Here is a 25,477-nt window from a genome sequence, read left to right as displayed (position 1 = left end):
TGCTTGTATTGTTTTTAATTCTTGTTTAAAAGAAAAAAAATCTGATGTCTATTTTTCTTGCGAAAAATTTATTGATAGTTTGAACATAGGAGGGAAAAGAATAACTAAAATTGGTGTTGAAAACTTCCGGAATGATAAAAGAGAAGATAATTTTGTAATTGTTAGTTTTTATCAGCGAGACAGTATTTGGGACCATAAAAAACAGAAGAATGTAGGAGAGATTTGGAAATCTATGCAAAGGTTTTATTTCGATAAAGATGGTCTTACAGGAATAAATGCCGAAATTTCAGATTTCAACAATGATGGGTTTAAGGATTTTACTTTTCAAAGCGGAATAGCAGCCAGAGGCGGGAATGTTATCAGGACATTATTTATCTATAATCCCGAAAGTAAAAATTTTACTCTTATTAAAAACTCAGATTCTTTTCCAAATTTAAGCTACAATTCAACATTAAACTGCATTAATTCTCTTATTTTAACGGGATCTACAACTACCAGTTTTCTTAAAATTAAGGGAGATTCTTTAGATGAGTTTGCAAGAGTAGATGTGTCGGACAAAATTTTAGTTGAAGAAAAAGATTCTTCAGGGAAATTTAGAATTATCGAAGAAAAAATATTTACTGGTAATGACGAAGATTTTTACAGAACATATAAAAACTATAAACCTTTGGAATTTTGATATCTATGAAGAACTTCGGAGAAAAAGTCATAGAATTTAATAAAAAATTAAGCTATAACGGAAATCTTCCCGATGATTTTCATGTATTGAATCCCTATCTTGATAATCCCGAAACGTTACAGGTGATGGAACAGTTTTATCATAAATATTATAGTGACAATCATCAAAGGAAATTTTTAGTTGGAATCAATCCCAGTCGCCATGGAGCCGGAGTTACCGGTGTGCCCTTCACGGATACCAAACGTCTGGAAAGTGTTTGCGGCATAAAAATGATTTCTGCTTATACGCATGAAGTTTCATCCGTTTTTGTGTATGATATGATTTCTGAATATGGTGGTGCAGAAGAATTTTATAAAGAAATTTACATTAATTCACCATTTCCGTTAGCCATTGTCAGAAAATCGAAAGGTAGCTGGATTAATGCCAAGTACTACGATGATAAAGCTCTATTTAATGATATTAAAGATTTTATGATTGATTCTTTAAAAAAACACATCAGCCTTAACCTGGATACGTCCGAAGTTTTTATCATGGGTAAAAAAAATGCAGACTTTATTTCGAAACTTAATCAGGAAGCTCAACTTTTTGGAAAAATGACCGTGCTGGAACATCCCAGGTATATTCAGCAATATAAATCAAAAGAGAAACAACTGTATATTGATAAATATATTTTAGCTTTAAAATAATAAATCCCCTGAAAAATTCAGGGGATTAATCACACTTATGCATTAGAACCGTCACACAAACAATAAGTTATTTAACAGTTGGTTATGGTTATTAGTTTAGATAATAAATATCTTATTGTTTAATGATTTTGTAAGCTTCTAAAGCAGATTTTACCATATAAACTCCTCTTGGTAGTTCTGTGATATCTGCCTGGTTTGTGCCTTTTTTCGCTTCGATTGTTTTTACCAGTTGTCCGGCTTCGCTGTAAATATCAAACTTTGTATTCTCAGCAGCTTTAATTGTTAGGGGACCGCTTGTTGGATTTGGATAGATGTTTGTTTCTTTTTTAGAAGATTTTACTTCATTAGCAGCCAACACAATTCCGCTGTCTTTCACCCATGTAAAGGCATCAAATTTAAGATACTGGAAGTTTCCTCCGGCAGTAATTTGAAGTTGGTCAATTACAATATTGCTGTAATTTTGGCCGTTAAGGTTGGTCATGTCAATTAATGTGTAACCATTGGTAACAGCCGTTGTTCCGTTAAAACCAGTGGTTTTAGTCTGTGTAAATTTCGTTACTCCAGACAATTTTCCTGTAACGGTAATTGTACCGGCTACACCCAATGTGCCGTTTGCAGCTGCTGCAGAAACCCAGAATCTGTTTACCTTAAAAAGGTTTGAAGTTGTTTTGATACTGAATGCTGTTCCCGCCGACTGGTTTCCCGTTCCGGAATTATCAATAAACCTGTTGTCTATAGAAGTTCCGTTCCATCCTGCAGTAGGATTAGCGCCAGATACCTTATAGCTGTTTACAACAGACAGGATATTGAAGATTACTCCATTATCCGTGAAGCTTGAGCTCCCATTGGATTCTGTTTCAAATTGTTCTGTACTGGTTTGCCCAAATGTAAGCATTGAAACAAACAGACCGCAAAGGGTAGAAAGTAAAGTACTTTTCATAATTTTAAATTTAAGGTTGATATGTATTTTTTAGTTGGTAAATGATTATATTGATATATAATTGGAAAATAAGAGCATTATCAAAAAGCAAATTCGGTCGCTGGGCTTCCTAATGATACTAATTCCGGACAGGAATTGGTATGACTTCCTTGATTGATTAATGCACGATATTTCACATTATCGGGAAGTTGAAGTCGTGTGATTTCGAAATTCCCATGAATTTTCGTTTATGATTATTAATTTTTTTAATTAATTCCTACTCTATTCAGGCTTTTCGGTTTCCGCCTTTAATTTAAATATTATACTTTATTTAGAGTTCAAATTAACAACAATCGCATCTTTTCCTATAGAGTAAAAAATACCAAATTGTACATTACGTATTTCTACGGATAATAGAGAAGTGTTAAATTTTCGGCAAAAATAAATAATTTATTGATTGCTTTTCATAATATGGTACCTGTATTATCTCATCTTTATTTTGTCAATAAATATTATATGATTGATAATTAGCTATAATCAATTCGTTTATAAAAATGTCCTTAGAGTTTTATAAAAATTTATTTTCCCAAAACACTTTGTATTAGTATTTTTGCTTTTATCCAATTAAATTTAAAAATGAGCGAATTTGTAGTATCTGAACTTAAAAACCATATTGCTGAAATTACTTTCGGGACCCCGAAAAGCAACTCCCTTCCGGGGGCAATTCTTGAAAAACTGGCACAAACCATTCTTGAGGAAGGAAAAAAAGAGGAAGTAAAAGCCATCCTTATTAAAAGTGAAGGCAGCAAAGCATTCTGTGCAGGAGCAAGTTTTGATGAATTGCTGGAAATTGAAGAACTGGAAAAATCCACCAGGTTTTTCGGAGGTTTTGCAAAAGTTCTGAATGCAATGCGAAACTGCGGAAAAATCGTAGTAGTAAGAGTACAGGGTAAAACTACAGGAGGAGGAGTGGGTATTGCCTGCGGAGCCGATTATTGTTTTGCTGTAAAGGATGCTGCCTTGGCTCTAACGGAAATCAATTTAGGGATCGGACCTTTCGTAATCGGACCTTATGTAGAAAGAAAAATAGGAAAGTCGCAATTTTCGGCAATGGCTATTGATGCAGATTTCAGATCGGCAGAATGGGCAGTACAGCATAATATTTATCATTCCGTTTCAGAAACCATTGAAGAAATGGATGCTAAACTGGAGAGCTTCCTCCAGACTCTTGCTTCAAGAAGCAGTGATGCATTAGCTTTGATTAAAAAAGTTTCGTGGGAAGGAACCGATCATTTTAATGAGCTGATGCCGGCAAGAATTCACATGAGTGCTAGTTTGATCCTGGAAGATTCTGCAAAGAAAAATATTGAATCTATTAAGGAAAGGCTGAGAGCGAAATAGCTGTCCTTCTATACAACAATATATGCCGCCGGATTCCCCAGCGGTTTTTTTACGCCGTAATCTGTCTGCAAATAATTTCAAAAAATATTTTGCAGATTGAAAATAAATAATAACTTTGTAATTCAAAGTTCTTTTTATGGAATCAAAAAACTATCACGAAGACTTATCACACATTCGCACCATGATGGAGCGTTCTTCCCGCTTTATTTCTTTGAGCGGTTTGTCCGGAGTAGTTGCAGGATTGGCTGCAATTGCAGGAGCGGTATATGTTTATTTTGTATTTCAGAGAGAAGGGATTGATTATTTTGATGGCGAAAGGAATGTTTTTTCACCCTCTCTTGTTAAAGAACTGGTAACAATCGGAATTGCGATTCTGGTAGTTGCTATTCTCAGCGGATATATTTTTACGGCCAACAAAAGTAAAAGAAAAGGCTTGAAAATATGGGATGCTACCACAAGAAGACTTTTGGTTACCTTTGCAATTCCTTTGGTAACGGGAGGCTTCTTTTGTCTGGCGCTGCTTTATCATCATCTTTTTGTATTGATTGCTCCGGCAACATTGCTTTTCTACGGACTGGCTCTGGTAAGTGCAGAACGATATACGTTAACGGATATAAAATATTTAGGATATTGCCAGATTATTTTAGGATTGATTTCTTTGTTCTTTTTAGGTTGGGGACTGCTGTTCTGGACCGTTGGTTTTGGGGCTTTGCATATTGTGTACGGATTGATTATGCATAAGAAGTATAAATGATCGTATTGGTTATATACCTTTTCAGCTTTGATGAGAGAAATGTATACATAATCTGAGGAAAGCTGTATTTTAATGATAATTTAAAATGATAAAAATAAATCAACTCAATAAAGAATTTGAAAGCCGGGTAAGATTGGGCATAATGTCTGTTCTTATGGTTAATGACTGGGTTGATTTCTCTGAAATGAAAAGTCTTCTTGAAATAACGGATGGTAATTTGGCGAGCCATAGCAATGCGCTTGAAAAATCCGGTTATATAGAAGTGAAAAAAGAGTTTGTAGGAAAGAAACCGAAAACTTCATACCGCGTTACCCAGAGCGGAAGGGAAGCATTTACCCAACATATTAATGCTCTGGAGAAATTATTAGGAAAATAAGATAAAATTTTTTTGAATTTTTACTTTGAAATACAAAGTACTTTTAAATAATTAAAATAACGATCATGACATTAGAAAAACAAAAAACAACAATCATCTTTGCTGTGCCCACATTATTAATGATCACGGCTTTTTTCGGAAATCTATTTGTAGAAGGCTGGAGCTGGTCGCCTTCCGATTTTGTGGTTGCCGCAGTCTTACTGTTCGGAACCGCTTTCTTTGTTAATCTGGTTATCAGATCAAAAAAGCCATTGCTTACCAAGCTGATGATCTGCTTCATTATTTTACTGCTGATGGCATTGGTGTGGATTGAGCTGGCTGTAGGAATTTTCGGAACTCCATTCGCTGGAAGCTAAACTAAAATATTAATAGAACCTTAAGTATTATGAAAAACGAAAATATTATCAATACAGGTAAATTCTTCTTCTGGCTTTCATTCATCTTGAGAAATATTGATCTGTTCGGTTATATTTTTACCAGAAATACATTCTTTGTAAATGGTGGATTCTTAGTGCTTCAATGGGGACTCTTAATTAATCTTGGAGCGATATTTATTCTCATTACATACGGCATTTTTCGTAACAGTAAACTTGATTCCTGTCTTAAATCTTCTGCAATCATGTTAATGAATGTGCCGATCGCTATCATCTATATTTTTATTGGAATTCAACTGGTTTCAACAAATTTTTAAAAATGAATTATGAAAAAAATACGCGTACAATTTCTTCTGTTCGTTTACAACAAAACCCAGAAACTCTACAGGAAATATTTTAAGAAAAAGAAAAGGCAGTGGCAGTTTACCCAAAAGCAGCTGCTGGAATTTGAGGAAGATTCTTTAGGCAGGAAACTGGGTGAGTTTTATAAAAAGCACGGTTTCACAATGATCCCGAAAATGGAAAACCACGACGTTCATCACCTGATCACAGGCTGCGGAACCCATTTCGAGGATGAAATCGCCATGCAGTTCCTGCTGTTGGGAAACGGAAAACTGAATGCGCATCTCTTAGCAGCGATTATTCTCGGAAGCATTATTTTACCGGAATATTACAAAATCTATATTAAAGCGTACAAAAAAGGACAGAACATGCGGCCTTTCCATCAGTGGGATTTTGAAGAATTACTCTGGCAAAATTTTGAACACCTGAAAGATTTTATTCAGCAGAAAAACACAACAGTATTATACTAAAACTAAACTATGAAAACACATCATTATATATTTCTCACGACTTTACTTTTTGTCATTGTATTTTATGACCAGAATGTGGGCCTTAATCTTGGAATTATCGGAATTATTTATGCCGTCCTCACTTTTTTTAAGACACCGAAAACAAACAGAACCCCAACATTTATTTTCCTTTTTATAACAAGCGTTCTTTCAAGTATTGCTTTTGCCTGGTACGGAGATTTTCCTTCTTTTTTAGCGGTGGCAACTTCGCTTTTATTATTAGGTTACCGCTCAAGAAACCGCAGGATGAAAATTCTTTTGCTTGTTCCGGTATTTGTAACGAATTGTTTTACCGAATTTTTCAGGATTTTAAATTTTGATGGCTGGCTTCCGAAAAGAAATGTTTCCGGATTGTGGCAGAAAACACTGGCTTTTGTAATAATTCCTTTAATTCTGATCTCTGTTTTCTTTGGAATTTATTCCGCAGGAAGCGATCATTTTGCCGGCCTGTTTACAAATATTGAGCTTGATATCAATTTCTGGCAACTTTTGGCAATGATTGTTTTGGGATTTTTTATTGCCTTCAATTACTGGAATTTCGCTGTTGAACGATTTATCTACAAAAGCAACAGATTGCTGGATAATAATTTTGGAGAAAAAGATAAAATTCAGAAAGCGACTTATTCCTTTCTTGATCTGGATGCAGAGAGAATGAGCGGAGTTATTTCTTTATTCGCGCTGAATATTTTGCTGGTGTTTTTTATCGTTACTTACAATTATGAACAATTTTACGAATTCACAAAAACACCGGTTAAACTTTCCGAGGAAACGCATGAAAGAGTCAATGCCGTAATTATATCCATCATCATGTCGATTCTGGTTATTATGTTTTACTTCAAGTCCAGCTTCAATTTTGATCCGAAAGCCGGACTTATGAAAATTTTAGCCAAAATCTGGATTTTTCTGAATGCTGTTCTCGTCATATCTGCTATGCTGAAGAATTCTGAATATATTATGAATTATGGTTTTACCTATAAAAGGTTGGGCGTTTATGCATTTTTAATTTTAGCGTTGATCGGGTTATTTACCACATTTATCAAAATTCAGAAACAAAAAAGAAATATTTTCCTTTTCAACACCATGGCCTGGTATATTTACGGGGTGATCCTCGTTTGCAGTTACATTAATTGGGGCGGAATAATTACTTCCGAAAATATGAAACGTAAGGATTTCAATGCAGAATACCATTTGAGGGAAATAAACTTCAGCGAAAAACCTCTCTTGAAATATGCCGGAGAAAAAAGGAATTACCTTTTGAAATCTGAAATTTTGGAACTGGAAAGAGTAAAATTCCAGCAGAATGAAAAATTCCTTTCTAAAGTTCTGTATTACCAGAGTTTAAAATAAATTTTGAAACAATTCTAAATGACAGATGATGTATTACAAATTAAATCAAATTTAAAATGATCAGAAAATTAAAAGAAATCGAAAGATTTGAAATCACTTTTTTGTTGGCTTTAATGACATTGTTTTGTTTTAGTCTTTCAGTTTTCAGATATTATATCGGTGACACGAAAGTGTTTTTGTTTCTCAACTGGAATTTGTTTCTTGCGTGGATCCCGTTCGTTATCAGCAGTTTTCTAATGCTTTTTAAGATCAGAAGTAAGCTGTCTGTTTTTGCAGCAATAGCGGTGTGGATTCTTTTCTTTCCGAATTCACCATATATTCTGACAGACCTTTTTGATCTGAAAAGCAGAAATTCCATACCGATATGGTACGATTTGGTAGTTATTCTTTCTTATGCATGGACAGGATTGTTTTGTGGTTTTATAAGTCTTTTCGATATTGAAAAATTACTTTTAGCTTATTTTAAACAATCAACCATCAGGATCATCATCATTTCATTTTTATTCCTTACCGGGTTTGGTGTTTATCTGGGGAGATTTTTGCGATGGAACAGTTGGGATGTTATCAATAATCCTTTTGGTCTTTTTAACGACATTTTGGTTAGAATTGTTTATCCTATGAACCATGCACAAACCTGGGGCGTCACTGTATTCATGGGGGTAATGCTTAATTTTATGTATTTCATGATGAAATCTGTAAAAAGTATTGACAGGCAAACTGTTGCTGCCAAAAATCAATAAAGCATGATTTTTCTCTTTTAAAATAATGTATCAATGGAACAATTTTCGCTTCTCAATAAACTTTAAAAAGCCGCTGGCTTATTACATTCAAAAAAATAGTTGTTATGAAAAAATTATTTTTGCTTATTCCTCTTGTTATATTTTCATGTAAAAAAGAGTCATCCGTTACTGAAACACAGAATACAGATTCATTGGCTGCTGTTCAGCAACCGGTTACAACAGAAAAAACTGATTCTGCAGTATTGAAAATGAAAGATTCTGTGATCAACAATGCTCCGAAAACGAAAGAAGTTTTGCGTACCGGTGTTATGAGAGAAGTTAAGGACGGACAGATTATAAGAACAGTTGATGGAGAACGGTTTCCACTTACTTTGGGAGAAGAATTCACAAAAGACGGGCAGGAATTTGTTCTTAAAATCATCAACTTCAATCAGCCAAAAATAAAAGCGAAAATTTCTACAAAAGAAAAGGATTTTAATATCAGATTTAACCAGATAAAATTACCGAATGGCGATTATGACGGGCCTTTCGGGCGTGACCTTACGTACGATATTAAAGAAAAAGGTGAAGTCTGGCTCATTATCGGAAAAAGCAATATGGCTTCAGGAAATACAAAAGGAAGCTTTACAGTAAGCTTAGAATAATTTAAACAATTTGGTATAGTTTCTGCTTCAACTTTTAAAATTTATCATTATGAAAAATATCGTTTTGACAGCGGCAGTAGCCTCAATTGCTTTGGTAAGCTGCGGCACCGTGCAGTCGTTGGTTCAGAATACATTTCCTTATACAGCTAATGTTTTGATTTCAACTGGCGTTCCTGCAGATAAAGAAGTTTCTTCTACCGCCACGGCATCTAATGTTCAGACCTGGTTCGGGGGAAATAACAATGCCAAAATAAAAGACGTACGAATTTCTGATGCTAAGGTTTCTGTTGTGACACCTTCAGGAGGAAATCTAAGTGCCTTTAAATCAATTAAAGTATATATTTCATCCAGCGGAACGGGCGAGAGATTGGTTGCTTCAAGAACCAATATTTCCACGGATGCTTCAAACCTTACGCTTGATCTGGAAAATTCTGGTTTTCTGGATGAAGTGGTAAAAAGCACTGGCGTTACGGTAAGAACAGTGTATGAGCTAAAAAATCAGACAAGTTCAGACATGAATCTCAGAATCGCACTTAACTTCAGCAGTATTCCTGCGAATTAGTTTTTATAAAAGTTTATTTGAAAAACGTCTTTCAGTAATGAAAGACGTTTTTATTTTGTAAATGTTACTTAATAACTATTTGAAGTCAACCAGCTCGACATCAAAAATAAGCGTTGCACCCGGAGGGATCACACCACCGGCTCCGTTATCTCCGTAAGCAAGGTCAGACGGAATATAAAACCTGTATTTTGCTCCCTTTGACATCAGCTGAATTCCTTCTGTCCAACCTTTAATTACTCCGGAAAGATTCAGTTCGATGGGTTGTCCGCCGTTTTTATCCGTAGAATCGAATACGGTTCCGTCCATCAGCTTCCCGGTGTATGTTACTTTTGCTGTACTGGTAGCAGCGGGTTTTGTCTTTCCGTCGCCTTCTTTCAACACTTCATACTGCAAACCGCTTGCTGTGGTTTTGATATTCTTGTTCAGCTTGTTTTTTGCTAAAAAATCTGCGCCTTTCTTTTTATTTTCTTCTGCTTTTAATTTAGCTTCAGCCTGCTTTTTTTCATTCTGCTTCTGCATGAAATTCTGCATGAAAGTAGCCATTTCTTCCTTAGGAAATAAACTCGCTTTGTCTCCGAATGCATCTTTGAAGCCTTGAGCCAATAACTCAGGATCTGCCGGAAAGCCTTGTTTTTTCATGTTTTCAGCGATGTCAAGACCGATATAATAAGAAGCTTTTTGCTCATCTGTATAAGATTTCTGAGCAGATGCAAGATGTACTCCTGCTAAAAGAACTAACGTAAATAATGTTTTTTTCATTGTTTTAAATATATTTTTCTGCGAATTTAAGCTTTTATAATGGAATCCATCACAATTGTTACCGGCCCGTCATTGATTAATGAAACTTTCATATCGGCACCGAAGATTCCGCTCTCTGTTTTCAGTCCGGATTTTGAGAGCTCTTGTTTAAAATAATCGAAAAGCGGAATCGCTCTATCAGGCTTTGCAGCTTTAATGAAAGATGGGCGGTTTCCTTTCTTGTAATCGGCAATTAGGGTGAACTGGCTGATGCAGAGAATTTCACCTTTAATATCCTGTACTGAAAGATTGAGCTTCCCATCCTCATCCCCGAAAACCCGTAAATTAAGAATCTTCTGAACGAGCCAGTCTGCATCGGTTTTTGTATCATTTTCATCAATTCCGACAAGAAGCATAAGTCCTTTTCCGATTTCTCCCACAATATTCCCGTCAACTTTTACATGAGATTCCGAAACTCTTTGAATGACTGTTTTCATTAGTATGTAACACTTAAAATTTTCCCCGAAGGATCATAATTATAAAGATACGTTTTAGGCTGTACATTGGCTACTGCGGTAGGCTGTCCGGTTAATAAAATCCATTGGGCATTATCTTTCGGGCAAACGATTCTGATATTATCTTGTACTTCTAAGGTTGTATTGCTGTCGGGACAAATGTGCGGAGCATTACGGTCGTACACTTTAAATGTGGTATCGGAAGCTCTTACAATAATCAGTCCTCTTGTACCGGATTGTTGCTCGTTGATATATACCCATCCGCCAACCTGGTTCAGCGGGTAATAAGCAGGAAGATTAAGATTAAGCGTAACATTAATGGGGTTATTCGGGAAGCAACTTACGGTATCTTCTGTGCTTCCACAGGATTTTATTGCTAAATTGCTGAAAATCAACAACGTGATTATAGATAATATTGAAAAAGTTTTTTTCATTTCAATTTAAATTTTTATATATTTGTAGAAATTAAACGATTACAACTCGAAAACATTGTCCGGCAAATGTCGGATTATTTTTTTATACTAAAACTAAATTTTGAAAATTATGGCAAGCTATGTTACAAAGGAGGGATTAGACAAAATGAAAGCTGAGCTGGAACAGTTGGAAACTGTGGAAAGACCAAAAATCACCCAGCAGATTGCAGAGGCAAGAGATAAGGGAGATCTGTCTGAAAATGCAGAGTATGATGCCGCGAAAGAAGCCCAGGGAATGCTTGAAATGAGAATTTCTAAGCTCAAAGATATTATTGCTACTTCCAAGATCATAGATGAAAGTCAGCTGGATACTTCAAAAGTTTCTATTCTTACCACAGTAAGATTGATGAATAATGCCACTAAAAAAGAACAGGTATTTACTTTGGTTCCTGATAATGAAAGTGATCTTAAGGCCGGAAAAATTTCTGTGAATACCCCGATTGCAAAAGGGCTTTTAGGTAAGGCTGTTGGTGAAACCGCAGACATTACACTTCCTAACGGCAATAAACTTTCTTTTGAAGTATTAGAAATTACCCTTTAATTCAGTAAAAAAATCAATCTCAACACAAAGAAAATGAGTACAATATTCACAAAGATCATCAATGGCGAAATTCCCTCATATACAATTGCCGAGGATGAAAACTTTATCGCTTTTCTGGATGCAATGCCTTTGGTAAAAGGACATACTTTAGTAGTTCCCAAAAAAGAAGTGGACCTTATCTTTGATCTTGAAAGTGAAGAATATAAAAACCTTTGGGGTTTTACTCAAGAAGTTGCCAAAAAAATAAAAACGGCAATACCTTGTGTACGGGTAGGAGTGGCAGTAGTAGGGCTTGAAGTTCCCCATGCCCATATTCATTTGATTCCTCTAAATCAGGTGGAAGATATGAATTTCAAAAATGAAAGACTTAAATTAACAAACGAAGAATACGTTGAGATTCAGAACTCGATCATTAATTCCTAAAAAAAACAATAAACTCGTAACTTTTTACGGGTTTATTTAATCTATACATATATTTATATATACTAATGAATTCAAACCAGTGTTCTTTCTGCGGAAGAAAGAGAAATGAAGTGCAGATGCTGATTTCCGGTCAGAATGGTTTTATTTGTGAAAACTGTATCGAGCAGGCACATGCTATTGTGAAGGACAGTTCGGTAAAAACAGGATTTTCCCCGGCTGAAAATATAGAAGAATTAAAGAAACCTAAAGAAATCAAAGAATTTCTTGATCAATATGTGATCGGACAGGATCAGGCAAAAAAACAACTGTCAATCGCTGTTTATAATCATTATAAAAGATTGCTTCATGCTCAGGACGAAAACCGCGAAGTTGAGCTTGAAAAGTCCAACATCATCATGATTGGTGAAACCGGAACCGGAAAAACTTTATTGGCTAAAACCATAGCACGCGAACTGAATGTTCCTTTCTGTATTGTAGATGCTACTATTTTAACTGAAGCAGGATATGTAGGAGAAGATGTTGAAAGTATTCTGTCAAGATTACTGATGGTCGCAGATTATGATGTGGAAAAAGCAGAGAGAGGTATTGTTTTTATTGATGAAATAGATAAAATTGCAAGAAAATCTGACAATCCGAGCATTACAAGAGATGTTTCCGGAGAAGGGGTACAGCAGGGCTTGCTTAAACTTTTGGAGGGAAATATTGTAAACGTACCGCCGCAGGGAGGAAGAAAACATCCGGACCAGAAATATATTCAGGTAAATACACAAAATATTTTGTTCATTGCAGGAGGCGCGTTCGATGGGATTAAGGAAATTATTGAGCGCAGAATGAATAAACAGGCTATTGGTTTCAGTGCAGAGAAAATCAATAATACCAATGAAGATGAATACATTTTAACAAATATAAATGCTATTGATCTCCGTTCTTTCGGATTAATTCCTGAACTTCTGGGAAGATTCCCGATTATCACCTACCTTGATAAATTGACAAAAGAAACAATGGTAAGGATTATGAAAGAACCTAAAAACTCAATTGTTAACCAGTTTATAGAGCTTTTCAAAATGGATGGTACCAAGCTTGTTTTTACAGACGGTGCTATTGAAAAAATCGTAGAGGAAACTATTGAAAAAGGTTTAGGGGCAAGAGGATTGAGAGGAACTACTGAAAAAGTTCTTGAAGATTATATGTTTTCGATTGGTGAAGAAAAAGAAATAATCCTGTCTGAGGACAATATTTTTGTAAAAAATTAAAATATTTTTGTTTTTAATTAAAAAAAATATACCTTTGCAGGTATATTAACACACAAATAACTACATACAGTGAGAAAAAATTTATTTGCTATTGGTCTATTAGCAGCTACTTATTCTGTTCAGGCGCAGAATATTCTAGTACACATAGATGATACAGCTATTACCTATGTTAGTGACGGTACTTTATTATATTCCGGAGGCGGGTTCCAAACAAGAGGCTCCGGTATAATCGATGTTCACGGCAACATCATGATTGACGGCGTATCCGGTGATGGTTTCAAAACCATTACTACCGGAGGAGCCAATAAAACAAACGGCGGAAATATTGTATTACGTCTTAATGATCCTAATACATACGCATCTTCTACTTACGGCCAGCTTTACATCAACGGACTATCTCAATCCAATATTACGGGTGTTGTTACCAAAGAATTTCGCACAGGTAGACATGGAAACAGCAATAGTTATTTTCAGCAGATTGCTATGCCGTTTAACGGTAAAACAGTCAGCAGCTTATCTACGGAATTCGGAAAGACGTTTAATACAAGCAGGTACGATAACCCAGTTTTAAAGTGGGATAATACGAATGTGGTCTCTGTTCATTTTACAAGTTTAGCATCCGCAACAAGTGATCCTACAGGATATTACATGCTGAAATCCAAAAATAATGATTTGGATGCAAGTACTCCACCTGTTTCACTCACTACTATTGCACCAACTGCAACAGGATCCGTATTTACGCTCCATGGTCAGCCTTATACCAATCTTTCAGCTCCATTAACACTACAGAATGGAGGGAATGTGAACTTTGGCCCTAGCGGCAGTAATAAAAATGTGTACAATGAAAAGTATAATACTTATCTTGATGACAGCTTTGAATTTACAACCACACCTTGGTCCGGAACATTTGGGAAGAATTTCTACCAATTTGGTAATCCGTTTCTTACGAATATAGACTTATCCAGAATAGGCTATAATGAAAGTGCGGGTGTAACAGACGGAAACGCTGTGTCCAATATATGGGGTATTGAATATAATCCAGGCACAGTCATTACCCTTGCGAATGGCTCAACTTATGCAACAGGCTCTATAGTACAGACTTTTGATACAAACGGAATCCCGGTAGGGGATACTGGTCTTATTATAAAACCAATGCAAACTTTTAAAATTAAGCTGAGAGATAATTCACCTCAAACATTAAATTTTAACACCTTGAGAAGGTTTAGCGGAACTGTAAGAGCGGCGTCAACTGACTATAGCGTTGTTGCTGCAAAAACAACTTCTACAGGAACAGTGAAGCAGTTAGGTGTGATTGGTCTTGATGTCAACGGAAAAGAATTATCTAGGACTTATTATGTGGTTTCCCCGACTTTCACTACTGGACATCAAACTTCTGCGGCAACATCCGTTCAGGCTTCTGCCGGTAAAAATATGATCGGTACTTTTGAAGAAGCTTTAAATGGAGGGTATGATAATAATTATCTTAACTACTGGCTATACATTAATGAAGCCAACGAGCTTAATTTTAAAGGTAAAAATGTAAAACTTGTTAATTATTATACAGATCAGGTTACATCTTATAAGTTTGAAATTAAAGAAAATGCAGAACCTATTGCAAATGGGGCTCATGCACTTTCTTCCGGAATAGGATTTTATTATAAGGCGCCAAATGGAACAGTACAAGAAGCAAAACAAGGTCAGATAATACCTGTAACAGGTGCTGAATATGATCTGTATTACGGAGAACCTAGCAATATTGTTTTAGCGACTACTGAAACGGCAGGAGCTTCTCCAAGAACACTTGTAATATATGATCCGTCGATAGCAAACTATTTTGTAAGATTTGATCCCAACTGGAAAAAAGCTGATATTGAAGTTTATGATATGAGTGGAAAATTAGTTATCTCTAGAAAAGCTGTAGATACATCACGTGATTTTGTTATAGAATTAGATGGTAAGATTAAAAATGCTTATGTAGTGAAAGTAGTATCTGACAAAGGAGAGATTGTTAATGCAAAAATTTTAAAATAGAATATATGAAAACTATAAATAAACTAGTCATAGCTTTCTTTCTCTTACCTGTCTTATGGATTAGTGCGCAGCCGCCAATTCCCGGAGGTGGCGGTAATGGGGGGAACGGGACAGGATCAGAATCTGCTCCAGTGGCTATGTATGTATATTTACTTGCCATTATTGCGATCTTATTGATACTAATTTTCGGCAAAAAATATATGCTTAAGAAAATATAAATTTTATTAAAATAATATTAAACTCCCTGATTACTCAGGGAGTTTTTCTATTTTTACATTATGAAAAAGATTTTTACGTTATCGGCTATTACAGCCGCATTTTCATTGCAGGCTCAGTTTACAGTTACCATACAGGCTCCTTCAGATTTTACAGATCAAGACGCTATTTTATATACCTTAAACGGTTCCAAAGACATCATTTTTTCAAAAGAAAAAAGTAAAAATAATACATGGGTCTTTAAGTATCCTAAAAATTATATGGGGATGATGAAGGCTTATTTTCCGGGGTCTAACAATACATTTAATTTTATTTCGGAAAATAAAAATGTAAATATAAAACTCGAAACGCAGGCTAATAAAATTAAAGATATCGTATATCTTGATGAAGCAAATGACCTTATGAGTAAACAGCAGGAGGGTTCCCAGAAAAAAGAGCTTATACTTCCTGCATTGTCACAAATTAAAGAATACTATAAAGACAATACAGAATTTGGAAAGGCACTTAAAGCCGAAATCAGCAGACTTAGCGGAGGTTCTGAAGGTATTGATCAGGCTCAGCATCCTTTTATTTATTATTACAATACCAATTACAGCAAATTTCTTTCTAATGATGCTTCTAAAAAAGTGAGTCAGGATGATATCATTAATTTCATCGATAAATCAAACGACATGCTCGAAACCTCGTCTTTACTGAGACCGGTTTTGGTTTCGTATCTCAATACAGGTGGAAATACTAATGTGAGTACGTCTGTAGATAAGCTCCTTGACAGGTTAAAAGTAGAAACTCCCAGAGGGCAGACTGTTCTTTCTGAGCTGATTGATATTTTTGATGTTTACGACATGCAGGATTTTAAAACCAAATATCTTGGGCTGGCTAAAAATCTTAAATGTACAATCACGGACCGATTGGCGTCTACCATAAAATCTAATGCCAACGTCGAAATTGGAGCGGTTTTCCCTAATTACACTTTTCAGGCACCGGTTAATACTAATGCCAAAACACTTCATGATATAAAAGCGGATAAAAAGGTAGTGATATTCTGGTCATCAACATGTTCTCATTGTGAAAGTGAGCTACCGCAATTATTGGCAAAATATAATGATTTGAAAGCAAGAAATATTCAGATCGTCGGTTTATCATTGGATGTTGATAAAGATTCATATACTAAAAAAATCAGCGCATTTCCGTGGGTGAATGATTCAGAATTGAGAGGATGGAACAGCAGTTATGCAGATACCTATAATGTTCATGCTACACCAACGTATTTTATTTTGGATGCTAACAATAAGATAATCAATAAACCAGAGCATGTAGGCGATGTTTTGGAATATTTTAAATTAAAATAATTTTGGTTACTTGTAAATATTTTCTATATTTGCACCACCAAAACGGCGAGGTAGCTCAGTTGGTTAGAGCGCAGGATTCATAACCCTGAGGTCACGGGTTCAATTCCCGTCTTCGCTACAAAAAAACCGAAACAGTAATGTTTCGGTTTTTATTTTTTTATACTTTTTCAATTTACCTTTGATATCCCAATAATTTTCTGATTTGGTAGAAGAACCTTTCGATGAGCCTGAGGTCTTGTGTTACGATTTCGGCATTTCCTTTTAATTCTTTATCGAAGGGAAGCGTTTTATTGTAGGAAGTTTTCAGACCTTTAGGGAGTGCTACATCTACATAGTAGTTTCCTTCTTTGTCTGGAGAGAGGGAGATGTTCTGGACTTTTCCTTCCACGATGCCATATTCCTGGTATCGGTAATTATCGAGCTTGATGAGCACTTTCTCCCCGGTAATGATTTTCCCTGAATTCGTTGCAGGAACAGACATTCTTCCCACCAGTTTTTCTCTTTTGTCCGGGAGGATGGATAAAATTGCGTCTCCCGCCTTTACAAACTGGTTTTCCCCGAAGAACTGCTGAAAGCTGGCCTCACCATCGGTATTGGAGATGATCAGGTAATTTTGTTCCCACTGTTTGAGGGATTTCCTGAGTCGCTCAAAAAGCTGTAATGTCTGTGAAGAATAGGTAATTTTGTCTTTTTCGGTATTGATTACCGTTCCGCTTTTTGTTTTATTGACATTAGAGATTCCTTCTTCGATCTGGGACAAGGAAATATTGATGTTTTCCAGGTTCTGCTGCGCCTGGAGGAATTTAATTTTCTCATTTTCCAGTTCTACGGCGACAATAACCCCCTGGTTAAACAATTCCTGTGAGCGCTGGTAATTTTTTCTGGTGATTTCATACTTTGCCTGTTCGAGGCTTTTCTGTTGTTTAAGGGTTGCGATTCTTACTCTGTATTCGGATAGGCTCTGGTTGGCGGCAATATTTTCAGGGGCATAAGGCTGTAACCTTGTAAACAAAGCTTCATCCTGAAACGCCTTTGCAAAACTGTTGTAATCGCCCTGCAGTTCCCCGAGTTTAAAATGGGAAGTTTCGCTGAGTGGAAATCGGGCCAGCTGATCCGGTGTAATAGAGTCTACCAGCTTTTTCAGCTGTAGGATGTCTTTATAATTGGCCGTTGACTGCATCACCATCAGGACTTCATTTTTTTTAACATGCTGATGGTCTTTGATGAATATTTTTTCGATTTTCGAATTGGTACGTGCCTCGAGCTTTTCGGGCGGATTCTGTGAGGTAACCACGATAGGGGCGGGAATAAATTCCGGATAGCGTATGATATAGCTCATGATGAGAATCATCACCAGGATTAAAAAAATAATGGTGTTTCCCCAGCGGATCATCCAGTGAGGCGGCTGGGTAAGGATATCCTGAACGCTTTCAGAACGGAGTTCTATATTGTCTAAAATGTCTTTCTTCGTTTCCAAAATATGTTGTATTGTAAAACTTTGTCAAAGCTTGAGAACTTTAACAAAGTCCATTAATTTCCAAGTTCCAATTGATTTTTTACCAGACGGTAATATTCTCCTTTTAAAGCCACGAGCTGAGCATGGTTTCCTTCTTCCACCACTTTTCCTTTGTCTAAAACAATGATTTTATCGGCATGTTTTACAGTGGAAAGCCTGTGGGCAATTACCACGGCCGTTTTACCTTTAAAAAACTGCTCTAGGTTTTCCATAATTACCTTTTCATTATTGGCGTCCAGTGCGGAGGTGGCTTCATCGAAGAAAATATATTCCGGGGATTTGTATACGGCCCTTGCGATGAAAAGCCTTTGCTTTTGTCCGCCGCTTACTCCCAGGCCTTCATTTCCGATCTTGGTGTTGTAGCTTAAAGGAAGTTCTTCGATAAAATCTTTAATATGGGCTATTTCTACTGCTTTACGCAGTTTTTTCTTATCAGGATAATCTTCACCCACCGCAATATTGTTGGCAATGGTATCATTAAAAATATAGCCCTCCTGCATCACCACTCCGCAATGATCCCTCCAGAAACGGGGAGAAATATTCTTAAGCTTGGTGTTACCCAGCCTTATTTCCCCTTCATTGGGTTCATAAAACTTCATCAGGAGCTTGAGCAGGGTTGTTTTCCCGCTTCCGCTGGCCCCAACAATGGCGGTAGTTTTCTGATAAGGAATATTTAAATTTAAATTTTCAAAAACATGCACTTCTGAACCGATATAGCGGAAAGAGAGATTTTCAACTTCAATATCCTTTTGGGGAAGATCATGGGTATATTGCTCGTCCGGATTTTCCTCATCGTCTTTATCATGAATTTCGCCCAGTCTTTCGAGTGAAATTTTGGCATCCTGGGATTGTTTGATAAAATCGATAAGCTGCAGCAAAGGGCTGTTGAGCTGTCCGATGATGTACTGCACGGAGAGCATCATTCCCAGCGTTAAATTTCCGCTTAACACCAGTTTTGCAGAAAGAAAGCTTACCAGGATATCCTTCATCTGGTTGATGAAATTCCCTCCCACGGACTGCCACTGCTCCAGGGATAGAGATTTGATCCGGATTTTAAAAAGCTTTACCTGGAGAAACTCCCAGTCCCAGCGTTTTTGTTTTTCGGCATTGTGCATTTTAATTTCCTGCATGCCGTTGATAAGTTCAATCACCTTGCTCTGTTCCTGGGAAACCTGGGAAAATCTTTTATAATCGAGTTCTTTTCTTTTTTTCAGGAAAAAGCTGATCCACCCGATATAAGCTGCCGCACCCACCAGGTATACAACAAACAGTCTGTAATCATAAAACAGAAGGACGATGCTGAATATAATGAGGTTCACCAGGGAAAAGAGCGTGTTAAGCGAAGAGCTGGTTAAGAGCTGCTCGATCCTGTGATGATCATTAATCCTCTGCATGATATCTCCCGTCATTCGGGTATCAAAAAAGCTGATGGGCAGCTTCATGAGCTTGATAAAGAAATCGGAGATAATGGAAATATTGATCCTTGCGGAAAGGTGCAGTAAAATCCAGCTCCGGATCACCTCGATTCCCATTCTTCCGATGAAGAGCATGATTTGGGCGAGAAGGACCAGGTAAATGAAATTCAGGTCCTGGTTCTGGATGCCTACGTCTACGATGCTCTGGGTAAGGAAAGGGAAAATCAGGGACAATAAACTTCCTGCCAGAAGTCCTATGGCCAGCTGGATGACCAGGGATTTATATTTTAAGAGATATTTTGAAAGAAAGGAAAAGCTGGCTTTGCTTTCTTTATCGTCAAATTCGGTCTGGAAGAACGCAGGGGTTGTTTCTAAAATCAGGGCAATGCCTTCTTCTGTTTTTTCATTGGCGTTTTCACCAATCCAGAGCTTGATGAATTCCTGCGGAGCGTAGGTAATGAGCCCATAGCTTGGATCGGAAATATATACTTTTCTGTTTTTGTCAATTTTATAAATGACCACAAAATGGTTTTTGTTCCAGTGCACAATGCAGGGAAGGGGTACTTCTTCGGCCAGGGTATTGAAGTCGATCTGAACGCCCATGGAACGGAATCCCAAATCTTCGGCAGCATCACTCAGCCCCAGAAGGCTGCTTCCTTCGCGGGTGGTCTCCGAGAGGTTGCGGATCTGCTGCAGGGAAATGGTTTTACCATAGTATTTGCTGACGATACGAAGGCACGTAGGTCCGCAGTCTTTGGAATCAGGCTGAAGGTAAAAGGGAAAGGATTTCAAGGATGTATTTTTTATTTAGAAGTTGTCGCTTTACCAGCGACAACTATAATTTTTTAAAAGATTAACTTTTAATAGCAGTATCTGTTGCAATAATGCATGCAAAATGAAGTTCCGAAAGTAGGATCATAGGAATTCGGGTCAGCCTGGCAGGCTGCAAGGGTAGAATAGCATGCTACGGCCGCTTGTTGTGCAGCAACGCATTCCGGAGTTATTCCTCCTTTTACTGATTTTAAGTTTTCTCGTGAAAGTTTTTTTAGATTTTTCATAGTATTATAAATTAACTTGTTGTTTTATGTATTCTCTATTCCTGTTTAATTTTTTCCTAATTTAGTGAATTTTATAGTGTGAAAAGTATTTTTATTAGATATCATCATCTTCCATAAGTTCATCCATAAAATAATATATATCTTCACGGTCATACTTATCGGGAAACTGATATCCATTGATCAGAATAATCGGTGTGAAATTGAGTCCTGAATTTCTGTTTTCGGCCGACATGCTGATAAGCGGAGAAAGATCTTCATTGCCTGAAGTAATCCCTGCTTTCAGTCTTGTTTTGTTTTCATCCTTTGTTTCAAACCAATATTCAACAAGGTTTAAAAAATCTTCGGAAGTTTTATTTTTATAGGTATACATAAAATCAGAGATGAGATTGGTGAATTTTTCATTCTGCTTATCCGGGGAATAATTAAACCTCATCTGAACGGAGATGTCCGGATATTTTTGAAGAAGATTCCCCATGATTTTATGTGCATCTTTACAAAAGCCGCAGTAAGGATTTGAAATAACCGACAGATGAATTTTCGCATCTTTGTTTCCTAGAAGGAATGTTTCATTGTCAGTAAATATTACTTTTTGATTTTCGAGAAGTTCTCTTTTAAACAGATCATAATTTCTTTTGAATCTTAAATTTTTAGCATTTGACTTTTGAAGGTTTTCCTTTTCTCCGAGAATTGTATTAAGATATACGACAGAAAGAATCAGGACAGCCCATAAAATGATGCTCAGTATTACAGTCTTTACATCAAAATAAATATTTTCAAAAAGAAAAATACTAATAATAAGCTGAGCCACTAAAACAGAAATAATCAAAAGGCAAACCCGGCAGAATGTTTTCTCTACAAATCCCTGGATATATAGCGAATAACCGATAGCAAGCAATGATGTGACAGCAAAGCCTTTCAAGACCAAAGAAGTGACAGGTAAAAAAAGTCCTAAAACTGCAATTCCTATAAAATAAATCAATGAGAAATCCGAGAACTTTAGCCCCAAAATGCTGGTTTTATCCTGATTAATAATTTTATTACAGGCATTAACGGTTTGGTTTCCTGCCGTATCACCACAGATGCTTCCTATCACGGCAGATGTAGTTCCGAATTTCTGATTGAAGATTTCAAGAGAAATATAAACTCCGGCCAGTGAGAGAATATTAAATAAGGCTCCGTACCAGGTAAATGTTAAAACTGAATACAAGACAATGATAGCAAAAATCACATACAAAAATGGCTTGTAAGTAATAGCTGATTTATTTACTAGTGGATCTTTTTCAAAGAGCAGCACGAAATCAGTAGATTTCCTGTAAAGTTCATCCTTACTTAATGTAATCGTTTTATCAGAATAAATTGAATACTGGTTTCCTGATTTCTTAACGAGTGAAAAATTATTATCTACAATAGCAATAAATTCTTCAGGAAGCTCATCCCAGTATTCTTTGTCGAGTTCATATGCATCGTTTCTCACTCCCATAAAGTTCAGGGTGTCGCTGAATGCTAATGCTGAGGGATAATTGGGGTGAGAATTAAACTGAAACATAAACTCCTGTTTCTCAAGCTTAAGATAATTAATAAGTTTATTTAATGGCATATTAATATTTTTCACTAAAATAAGCAGATGTTTGAGAAAAACAAAAAATTTTCTCATATTAACGTGATTTATGTTTATTTTATTGCTACTAAGTAGTTTATATAAAAATAAATGTTTGGGAATTATTACTTATTATTAATAAATCAAATAATTGTACTCCCAGTAAATCCAGTACTATAATTTAAAATGTAATAATGTTTTTAATAAATAATTCCAAAAAAAAATATTTGATATAATCACCTTTTAATGAGTAATGATAGTAAGTTTGAAAGTGAAACTAAGATTATTAGAAATGTTAACAGAAATTATAATTTTTAAAATGTCCTAAATTTGTGAAAAAAAATATTAAAATATTTTTTTATTTATAAAATATATTGTAATTTTACAACGCCTTGAATGAGGGAACAAGTCAAGGTAATAAATTTTTTTTCATCATTTGTGTTTTTAGAATCGTATCGCCTGATACGATTCTTTTGTTTTTTTATGCTTTTTCGTAATTAAGAAGAAGGTTTATGAAATAAGAATAAGTAACAGATCCTTCCTGCTGATTGGATTTCAGAAACAGGTTGTTGGTAAATCCGAAAAAATCATCCAGTAAACCCTGATGTTTTAAGATGAATGCTTTCTCGTATGCTCTGTCTTTTTTCATTTCGGGAGAGTAATTTTTTAAAATAGATTTTACAAAAGCAGGATCCTTATCCAAGATATAATTTAATAAGCTTTTTAGTGTAAAATATTCCGTACTGTAGCGGAGTTCTACATTAGTAGAATTAATCCCGATCAGATAGCCTACAAAATTGGCTTCCTGCTCTCTTGCAAAACCGAGCTGATGGGAACTTTCATGCGCTGATGTAAAAGGTATTAATGTATTTGGAAGCTGAGAGTTGAATTGAGCTTCGGCAGTAAATGGATTATAGTATCCCAGAATTCCGGTATAGCTCATCACATTTTTAAAAATACTGGGCTTAAAAGAATTAATTTCAGGAGCCGTTTTTCCGGAAATATTTTCAGGAAGCATCGTCTGGCGTTTAAGGATTTCCTGCTGTACTGCATGGAGATCTTTAATGATGAAAATCCCATTTGCATCTTCCTGGGCCCGTTTTCTTGTTTCTTTACATTTCTGAAGATATTGTAAGGCTAAGATTTTAGCTTTCTCAACTGTTGGCTTCTCCTGTGAATTTAATTTTTTGATGATCGGGGTCTGGAAGTATAACATTCCCCAGAATATTTGGTAAAGAAAATAAAATATATTGATACAAATAAGAATTTGTACCAAAGCTCTTTTTCTTCTGGTTTTCCTGAAGCATGTGGTAATGCTATATATAAGAAAGATTCCCGTAAAAATATAAAGCACATCTCCGAAGGAGAAAGGAATCCATGAAAAAATGAACTGATGGAATTTCTTCTGAACTTCAAAGAAACTTTCAAAAAAAGAAACAATTACAGAAGATCTGGAGAATAAATAGAACAAAACAAATTGGGCAAGTAATAAACCTGCCCAAAATCTTTTCTTATATACTATTTTTGATGTATTAGTGGCCACTGCCTTTTGTGATTTTGTCAAGATCAATTCCCTGGGATTTCAGGATTCCGCTTACCCTTATCGCATAGAAAGCAAGATAAGCAAAACAGATTACCCCCACAATATAACTGAAATGGATGTTGGTCATGTCAGCAACATATCCCTGGATAAGACTTACAATTCCACCTCCCATAATCATCATGATCAGAAGTCCGGAACCTTCATTGGTGTGCTTTCCAAGACCGTTAATTGCCAGAGCAAAAATACAAGGCCAAAGCGTAGAGCAGAATAAGCCCACACTTGTGAAAGCATATACGGAAACCATTCCTTTGGTAAACATTCCTATTAATAAAGCTGCAATACCTGCTACGGAAAAAATCAGAAGCATTCTTGCCGGATTACCTTTACTCATAATATCGCAGATGATCATTGCAATAATAATCAATCCATATATATAGAAATGTGACAGGTCATGTTTTGCAATAGCATTCACCAGTAAGAAAACCCCGAATGCAAGGTAAGGCGCTAGGAATCGTAAGATCTTTTTAGCTCCTGCGCTTATGTCAAATGCTTCTACTGCGCCGGTCCAACGTCCGATCATTAGTGATGCCCAATACAAAGAGATGTACGGTGCTATATCTTTAGTTTCAAAACCTAAACTTTTTTCCATGTAGGCGGGAAGGTTACTTGCTGTAGAAACTTCCACCCCAACATATACAAATATGGCAATCATTCCCATGAAAAGCTGCGGATATTGGAAGGCCGACTTTCTGTGTTCTCCGGGAACAATATCTTCCGTATCTTCTGTAATGGTTGGAGTGATAGCCGGAAGAGAAGAAAATTTAAGCATGATGGCTACCAGAACAAAGGCTGCTCCTAAAATGAGATAAGGAACTTTTACACTTTCAACACTCACGTCCTGGGTTGCAGCTGCTGCGGAACCAAAAATCGCGAAAGATACAATAAGCGGACCTATCGTTGTTCCGAGGTTATTGATTCCTCCTGCCATTGTAAGCCTCTGAGAGCCTGTTTCTGCGGGGCCAACTTCAATAGCTAAAGGGTTTGCCACAATCTGCTGAAGTGAAAATCCAAGCCCTACAATAAAAAGCCCTGAAATCATTAGTGGGAAAGAATGCAGGTTGGCTGCAGGATAAAACAAAAGAGTTCCCGCTGCAGAAATAAGAAGACCTACAATAAGGCCGTTTTTATACCCGATTTTGTTGACCAAATCCTGTTTTATACCTTTGGAAACAGCCATATAAATCAATGAACCTACGGTGTATGCAACATAGAAGCATATTTGCACCAGCATACTTTCGGTTTGTGATAATTTAAAAGCTTTTTGGAAAACAGGGATCAAAATGTCATTACTTGCCGCCACAAATCCCCAGAAGAAAAATACAGTAACCAATGGGATGAATTGTCCCCAATTGGTTTGTTTAGAATAATTTGACATATTTGTTGAAAATTTCTGAAAACAAATATATATTATTTCTT

Annotated in this window: 28 protein-coding genes and 1 tRNA gene; 19 read left to right on the top strand and 10 right to left on the bottom strand. The window is 36.1% G+C overall.

Annotated elements, in window-relative coordinates:
* Positions 1-79 precede the first annotated feature (79 nt).
* The gene (locus tag ODE14_RS11700; RefSeq protein ID WP_263601562.1) at positions 80-679 is read left to right on the top strand and encodes an XAC2610-related protein; all 600 of its coding nucleotides are present in this window, start codon (positions 80-82) and stop codon (positions 677-679) included.
* Between the two features lie 5 nt (positions 680-684).
* Complete coding sequence (locus tag ODE14_RS11695; protein ID WP_263601561.1) at positions 685-1,365, top strand: SMUG2 DNA glycosylase family protein; 681 nt, start codon at positions 685-687, stop codon at positions 1,363-1,365.
* A 112-nt stretch (positions 1,366-1,477) separates the two neighbouring features.
* Here the strand turns inward: ODE14_RS11695 and ODE14_RS11690 are convergent, their stop codons facing one another.
* On the bottom strand, positions 1,478-2,305 hold the full coding sequence (locus ODE14_RS11690; RefSeq protein ID WP_263601560.1) for a T9SS type A sorting domain-containing protein: 828 nt from the start codon (positions 2,303-2,305) through the stop codon (positions 1,478-1,480).
* A 615-nt stretch (positions 2,306-2,920) separates the two neighbouring features.
* Here ODE14_RS11690 and ODE14_RS11685 point away from each other — a divergent pair.
* From ODE14_RS11685 to ODE14_RS11640, 10 genes are all read left to right on the top strand, one after another.
* On the top strand, positions 2,921-3,685 hold the full coding sequence (locus ODE14_RS11685; protein ID WP_263601559.1) for an enoyl-CoA hydratase/isomerase family protein: 765 nt from the start codon (positions 2,921-2,923) through the stop codon (positions 3,683-3,685).
* Positions 3,686-3,821: 136 nt separating this feature from the next.
* Positions 3,822-4,439, top strand: a complete 618-nt coding sequence (locus ODE14_RS11680) for a hypothetical protein (RefSeq protein WP_263601558.1) — start codon at positions 3,822-3,824, stop codon at positions 4,437-4,439.
* Positions 4,440-4,524: 85 nt separating this feature from the next.
* On the top strand, positions 4,525-4,815 hold the full coding sequence (locus ODE14_RS11675) for a winged helix-turn-helix domain-containing protein (RefSeq protein ID WP_263601557.1): 291 nt from the start codon (positions 4,525-4,527) through the stop codon (positions 4,813-4,815).
* A gap of 65 nt (positions 4,816-4,880) precedes the next feature.
* Positions 4,881-5,171, top strand: coding sequence for a hypothetical protein (locus ODE14_RS11670; protein WP_263601556.1), 291 nt, complete (start codon positions 4,881-4,883; stop codon positions 5,169-5,171).
* Positions 5,172-5,200: 29 nt separating this feature from the next.
* On the top strand, positions 5,201-5,506 hold the full coding sequence (locus ODE14_RS11665; protein WP_263601555.1) for a hypothetical protein: 306 nt from the start codon (positions 5,201-5,203) through the stop codon (positions 5,504-5,506).
* A 9-nt stretch (positions 5,507-5,515) separates the two neighbouring features.
* A complete protein-coding gene (locus ODE14_RS11660) occupies positions 5,516-6,001 on the top strand; it encodes a ubiquinone biosynthesis protein COQ4 (RefSeq protein WP_263601554.1) in 486 nt (161 codons plus the stop codon).
* Between the two features lie 9 nt (positions 6,002-6,010).
* The gene (locus ODE14_RS11655) at positions 6,011-7,387 is read left to right on the top strand and encodes a DUF4153 domain-containing protein (RefSeq protein ID WP_263601553.1); all 1,377 of its coding nucleotides are present in this window, start codon (positions 6,011-6,013) and stop codon (positions 7,385-7,387) included.
* Between the two features lie 56 nt (positions 7,388-7,443).
* Positions 7,444-8,127 carry a DUF1361 domain-containing protein gene (locus ODE14_RS11650; RefSeq protein WP_263601552.1) on the top strand — a complete coding sequence of 228 codons (684 nt, stop codon included), beginning with the start codon at positions 7,444-7,446 and terminating at the stop codon, positions 8,125-8,127.
* Positions 8,128-8,231: 104 nt separating this feature from the next.
* Positions 8,232-8,771 carry a hypothetical protein gene (locus tag ODE14_RS11645; protein WP_263601551.1) on the top strand — a complete coding sequence of 180 codons (540 nt, stop codon included), beginning with the start codon at positions 8,232-8,234 and terminating at the stop codon, positions 8,769-8,771.
* 49 nt (positions 8,772-8,820) lie between these two features.
* A complete protein-coding gene (locus ODE14_RS11640) occupies positions 8,821-9,333 on the top strand; it encodes a hypothetical protein (RefSeq protein WP_263601550.1) in 513 nt (170 codons plus the stop codon).
* Between the two features lie 75 nt (positions 9,334-9,408).
* On the opposite strand, the gene ODE14_RS11635 is transcribed toward ODE14_RS11640, so the two are convergent.
* From ODE14_RS11635 to ODE14_RS11625, 3 genes are read right to left on the bottom strand one after another with little or no spacing between them, the layout of a single operon-like run.
* Positions 9,409-10,092, bottom strand: a complete 684-nt coding sequence (locus tag ODE14_RS11635; protein ID WP_263601549.1) for an FKBP-type peptidyl-prolyl cis-trans isomerase — start codon at positions 10,090-10,092, stop codon at positions 9,409-9,411.
* 26 nt (positions 10,093-10,118) lie between these two features.
* Positions 10,119-10,568 (bottom strand): D-aminoacyl-tRNA deacylase, encoded by a 450-nt coding sequence (gene dtd / locus ODE14_RS11630; RefSeq protein WP_263601548.1) that lies wholly within the window; start codon positions 10,566-10,568, stop codon positions 10,119-10,121.
* Positions 10,568-11,020 (bottom strand): hypothetical protein, encoded by a 453-nt coding sequence (locus ODE14_RS11625; protein ID WP_263601547.1) that lies wholly within the window; start codon positions 11,018-11,020, stop codon positions 10,568-10,570. Before ODE14_RS11625 ends, dtd begins: the two co-directional genes overlap by 1 nt.
* A 109-nt stretch (positions 11,021-11,129) precedes the next feature.
* On the opposite strand from ODE14_RS11625, the gene greA reads away from it, so the two are divergent.
* The 7 genes from greA (at position 11,130) to ODE14_RS11590 (ending at position 16,990) form a co-directional block, all read left to right on the top strand.
* Complete coding sequence (gene greA / locus ODE14_RS11620) at positions 11,130-11,600, top strand: transcription elongation factor GreA (protein ID WP_066434321.1); 471 nt, start codon at positions 11,130-11,132, stop codon at positions 11,598-11,600.
* Between the two features lie 33 nt (positions 11,601-11,633).
* On the top strand, positions 11,634-12,023 hold the full coding sequence (locus tag ODE14_RS11615; RefSeq protein ID WP_248390627.1) for an HIT family protein: 390 nt from the start codon (positions 11,634-11,636) through the stop codon (positions 12,021-12,023).
* A gap of 65 nt (positions 12,024-12,088) precedes the next feature.
* Complete coding sequence (gene clpX / locus ODE14_RS11610) at positions 12,089-13,276, top strand: ATP-dependent Clp protease ATP-binding subunit ClpX (RefSeq protein ID WP_263601546.1); 1,188 nt, start codon at positions 12,089-12,091, stop codon at positions 13,274-13,276.
* Between the two features lie 69 nt (positions 13,277-13,345).
* Positions 13,346-15,307 (top strand): T9SS type A sorting domain-containing protein, encoded by a 1,962-nt coding sequence (locus tag ODE14_RS11605; protein ID WP_263601545.1) that lies wholly within the window; start codon positions 13,346-13,348, stop codon positions 15,305-15,307.
* Between the two features lie 5 nt (positions 15,308-15,312).
* Entirely contained in the window at positions 15,313-15,525 is a 213-nt protein-coding gene (locus ODE14_RS11600; RefSeq protein WP_248390636.1) for a signal peptidase, read from the top strand.
* Between the two features lie 60 nt (positions 15,526-15,585).
* A complete protein-coding gene (locus tag ODE14_RS11595; protein ID WP_263601544.1) occupies positions 15,586-16,872 on the top strand; it encodes a peroxiredoxin family protein in 1,287 nt (428 codons plus the stop codon).
* Between the two features lie 44 nt (positions 16,873-16,916).
* Positions 16,917-16,990: transfer RNA gene (locus tag ODE14_RS11590), tRNA-Met, on the top strand.
* Positions 16,991-17,044: 54 nt separating this feature from the next.
* Here ODE14_RS11590 and ODE14_RS11585 read toward each other — a convergent pair.
* The 6 genes from ODE14_RS11585 to ODE14_RS11560 all read right to left on the bottom strand — a co-directional run bounded on the left by ODE14_RS11585 (position 17,045) and on the right by ODE14_RS11560 (position 25,436).
* Positions 17,045-18,349, bottom strand: coding sequence for an HlyD family secretion protein (locus ODE14_RS11585; protein ID WP_263601543.1), 1,305 nt, complete (start codon positions 18,347-18,349; stop codon positions 17,045-17,047).
* A 53-nt stretch (positions 18,350-18,402) separates the two neighbouring features.
* Entirely contained in the window at positions 18,403-20,595 is a 2,193-nt protein-coding gene (locus ODE14_RS11580) for a peptidase domain-containing ABC transporter (protein ID WP_263601542.1), read from the bottom strand.
* 68 nt (positions 20,596-20,663) lie between these two features.
* On the bottom strand, positions 20,664-20,861 hold the full coding sequence (locus ODE14_RS11575; RefSeq protein WP_248390662.1) for a bacteriocin-like protein: 198 nt from the start codon (positions 20,859-20,861) through the stop codon (positions 20,664-20,666).
* Between the two features lie 94 nt (positions 20,862-20,955).
* Positions 20,956-22,458, bottom strand: coding sequence for a vitamin K epoxide reductase family protein (locus tag ODE14_RS11570; RefSeq protein ID WP_263601541.1), 1,503 nt, complete (start codon positions 22,456-22,458; stop codon positions 20,956-20,958).
* Between the two features lie 481 nt (positions 22,459-22,939).
* A complete protein-coding gene (locus ODE14_RS11565) occupies positions 22,940-24,001 on the bottom strand; it encodes a DUF3810 domain-containing protein (protein ID WP_263601540.1) in 1,062 nt (353 codons plus the stop codon).
* Positions 23,991-25,436: a sugar MFS transporter gene (locus tag ODE14_RS11560; protein ID WP_263601539.1), complete on the bottom strand. Its 1,446-nt coding sequence runs from the start codon at positions 25,434-25,436 to the stop codon at positions 23,991-23,993. The genes ODE14_RS11565 and ODE14_RS11560 overlap by 11 nt, the downstream gene beginning before the upstream one ends.
* Between the last annotated feature and the right edge of the window lie 41 nt (positions 25,437-25,477).

The sequence above is a fragment of the Chryseobacterium sp. PET-29 genome, from assembly GCF_025736815.1.
Classification (GTDB): Bacteria; Bacteroidota; Bacteroidia; order Flavobacteriales; family Weeksellaceae; genus Chryseobacterium; species Chryseobacterium nepalense.
Note: the sequence above shows the minus strand (reverse complement) of the source record. Positions and strands in the feature narration are given on the sequence as shown.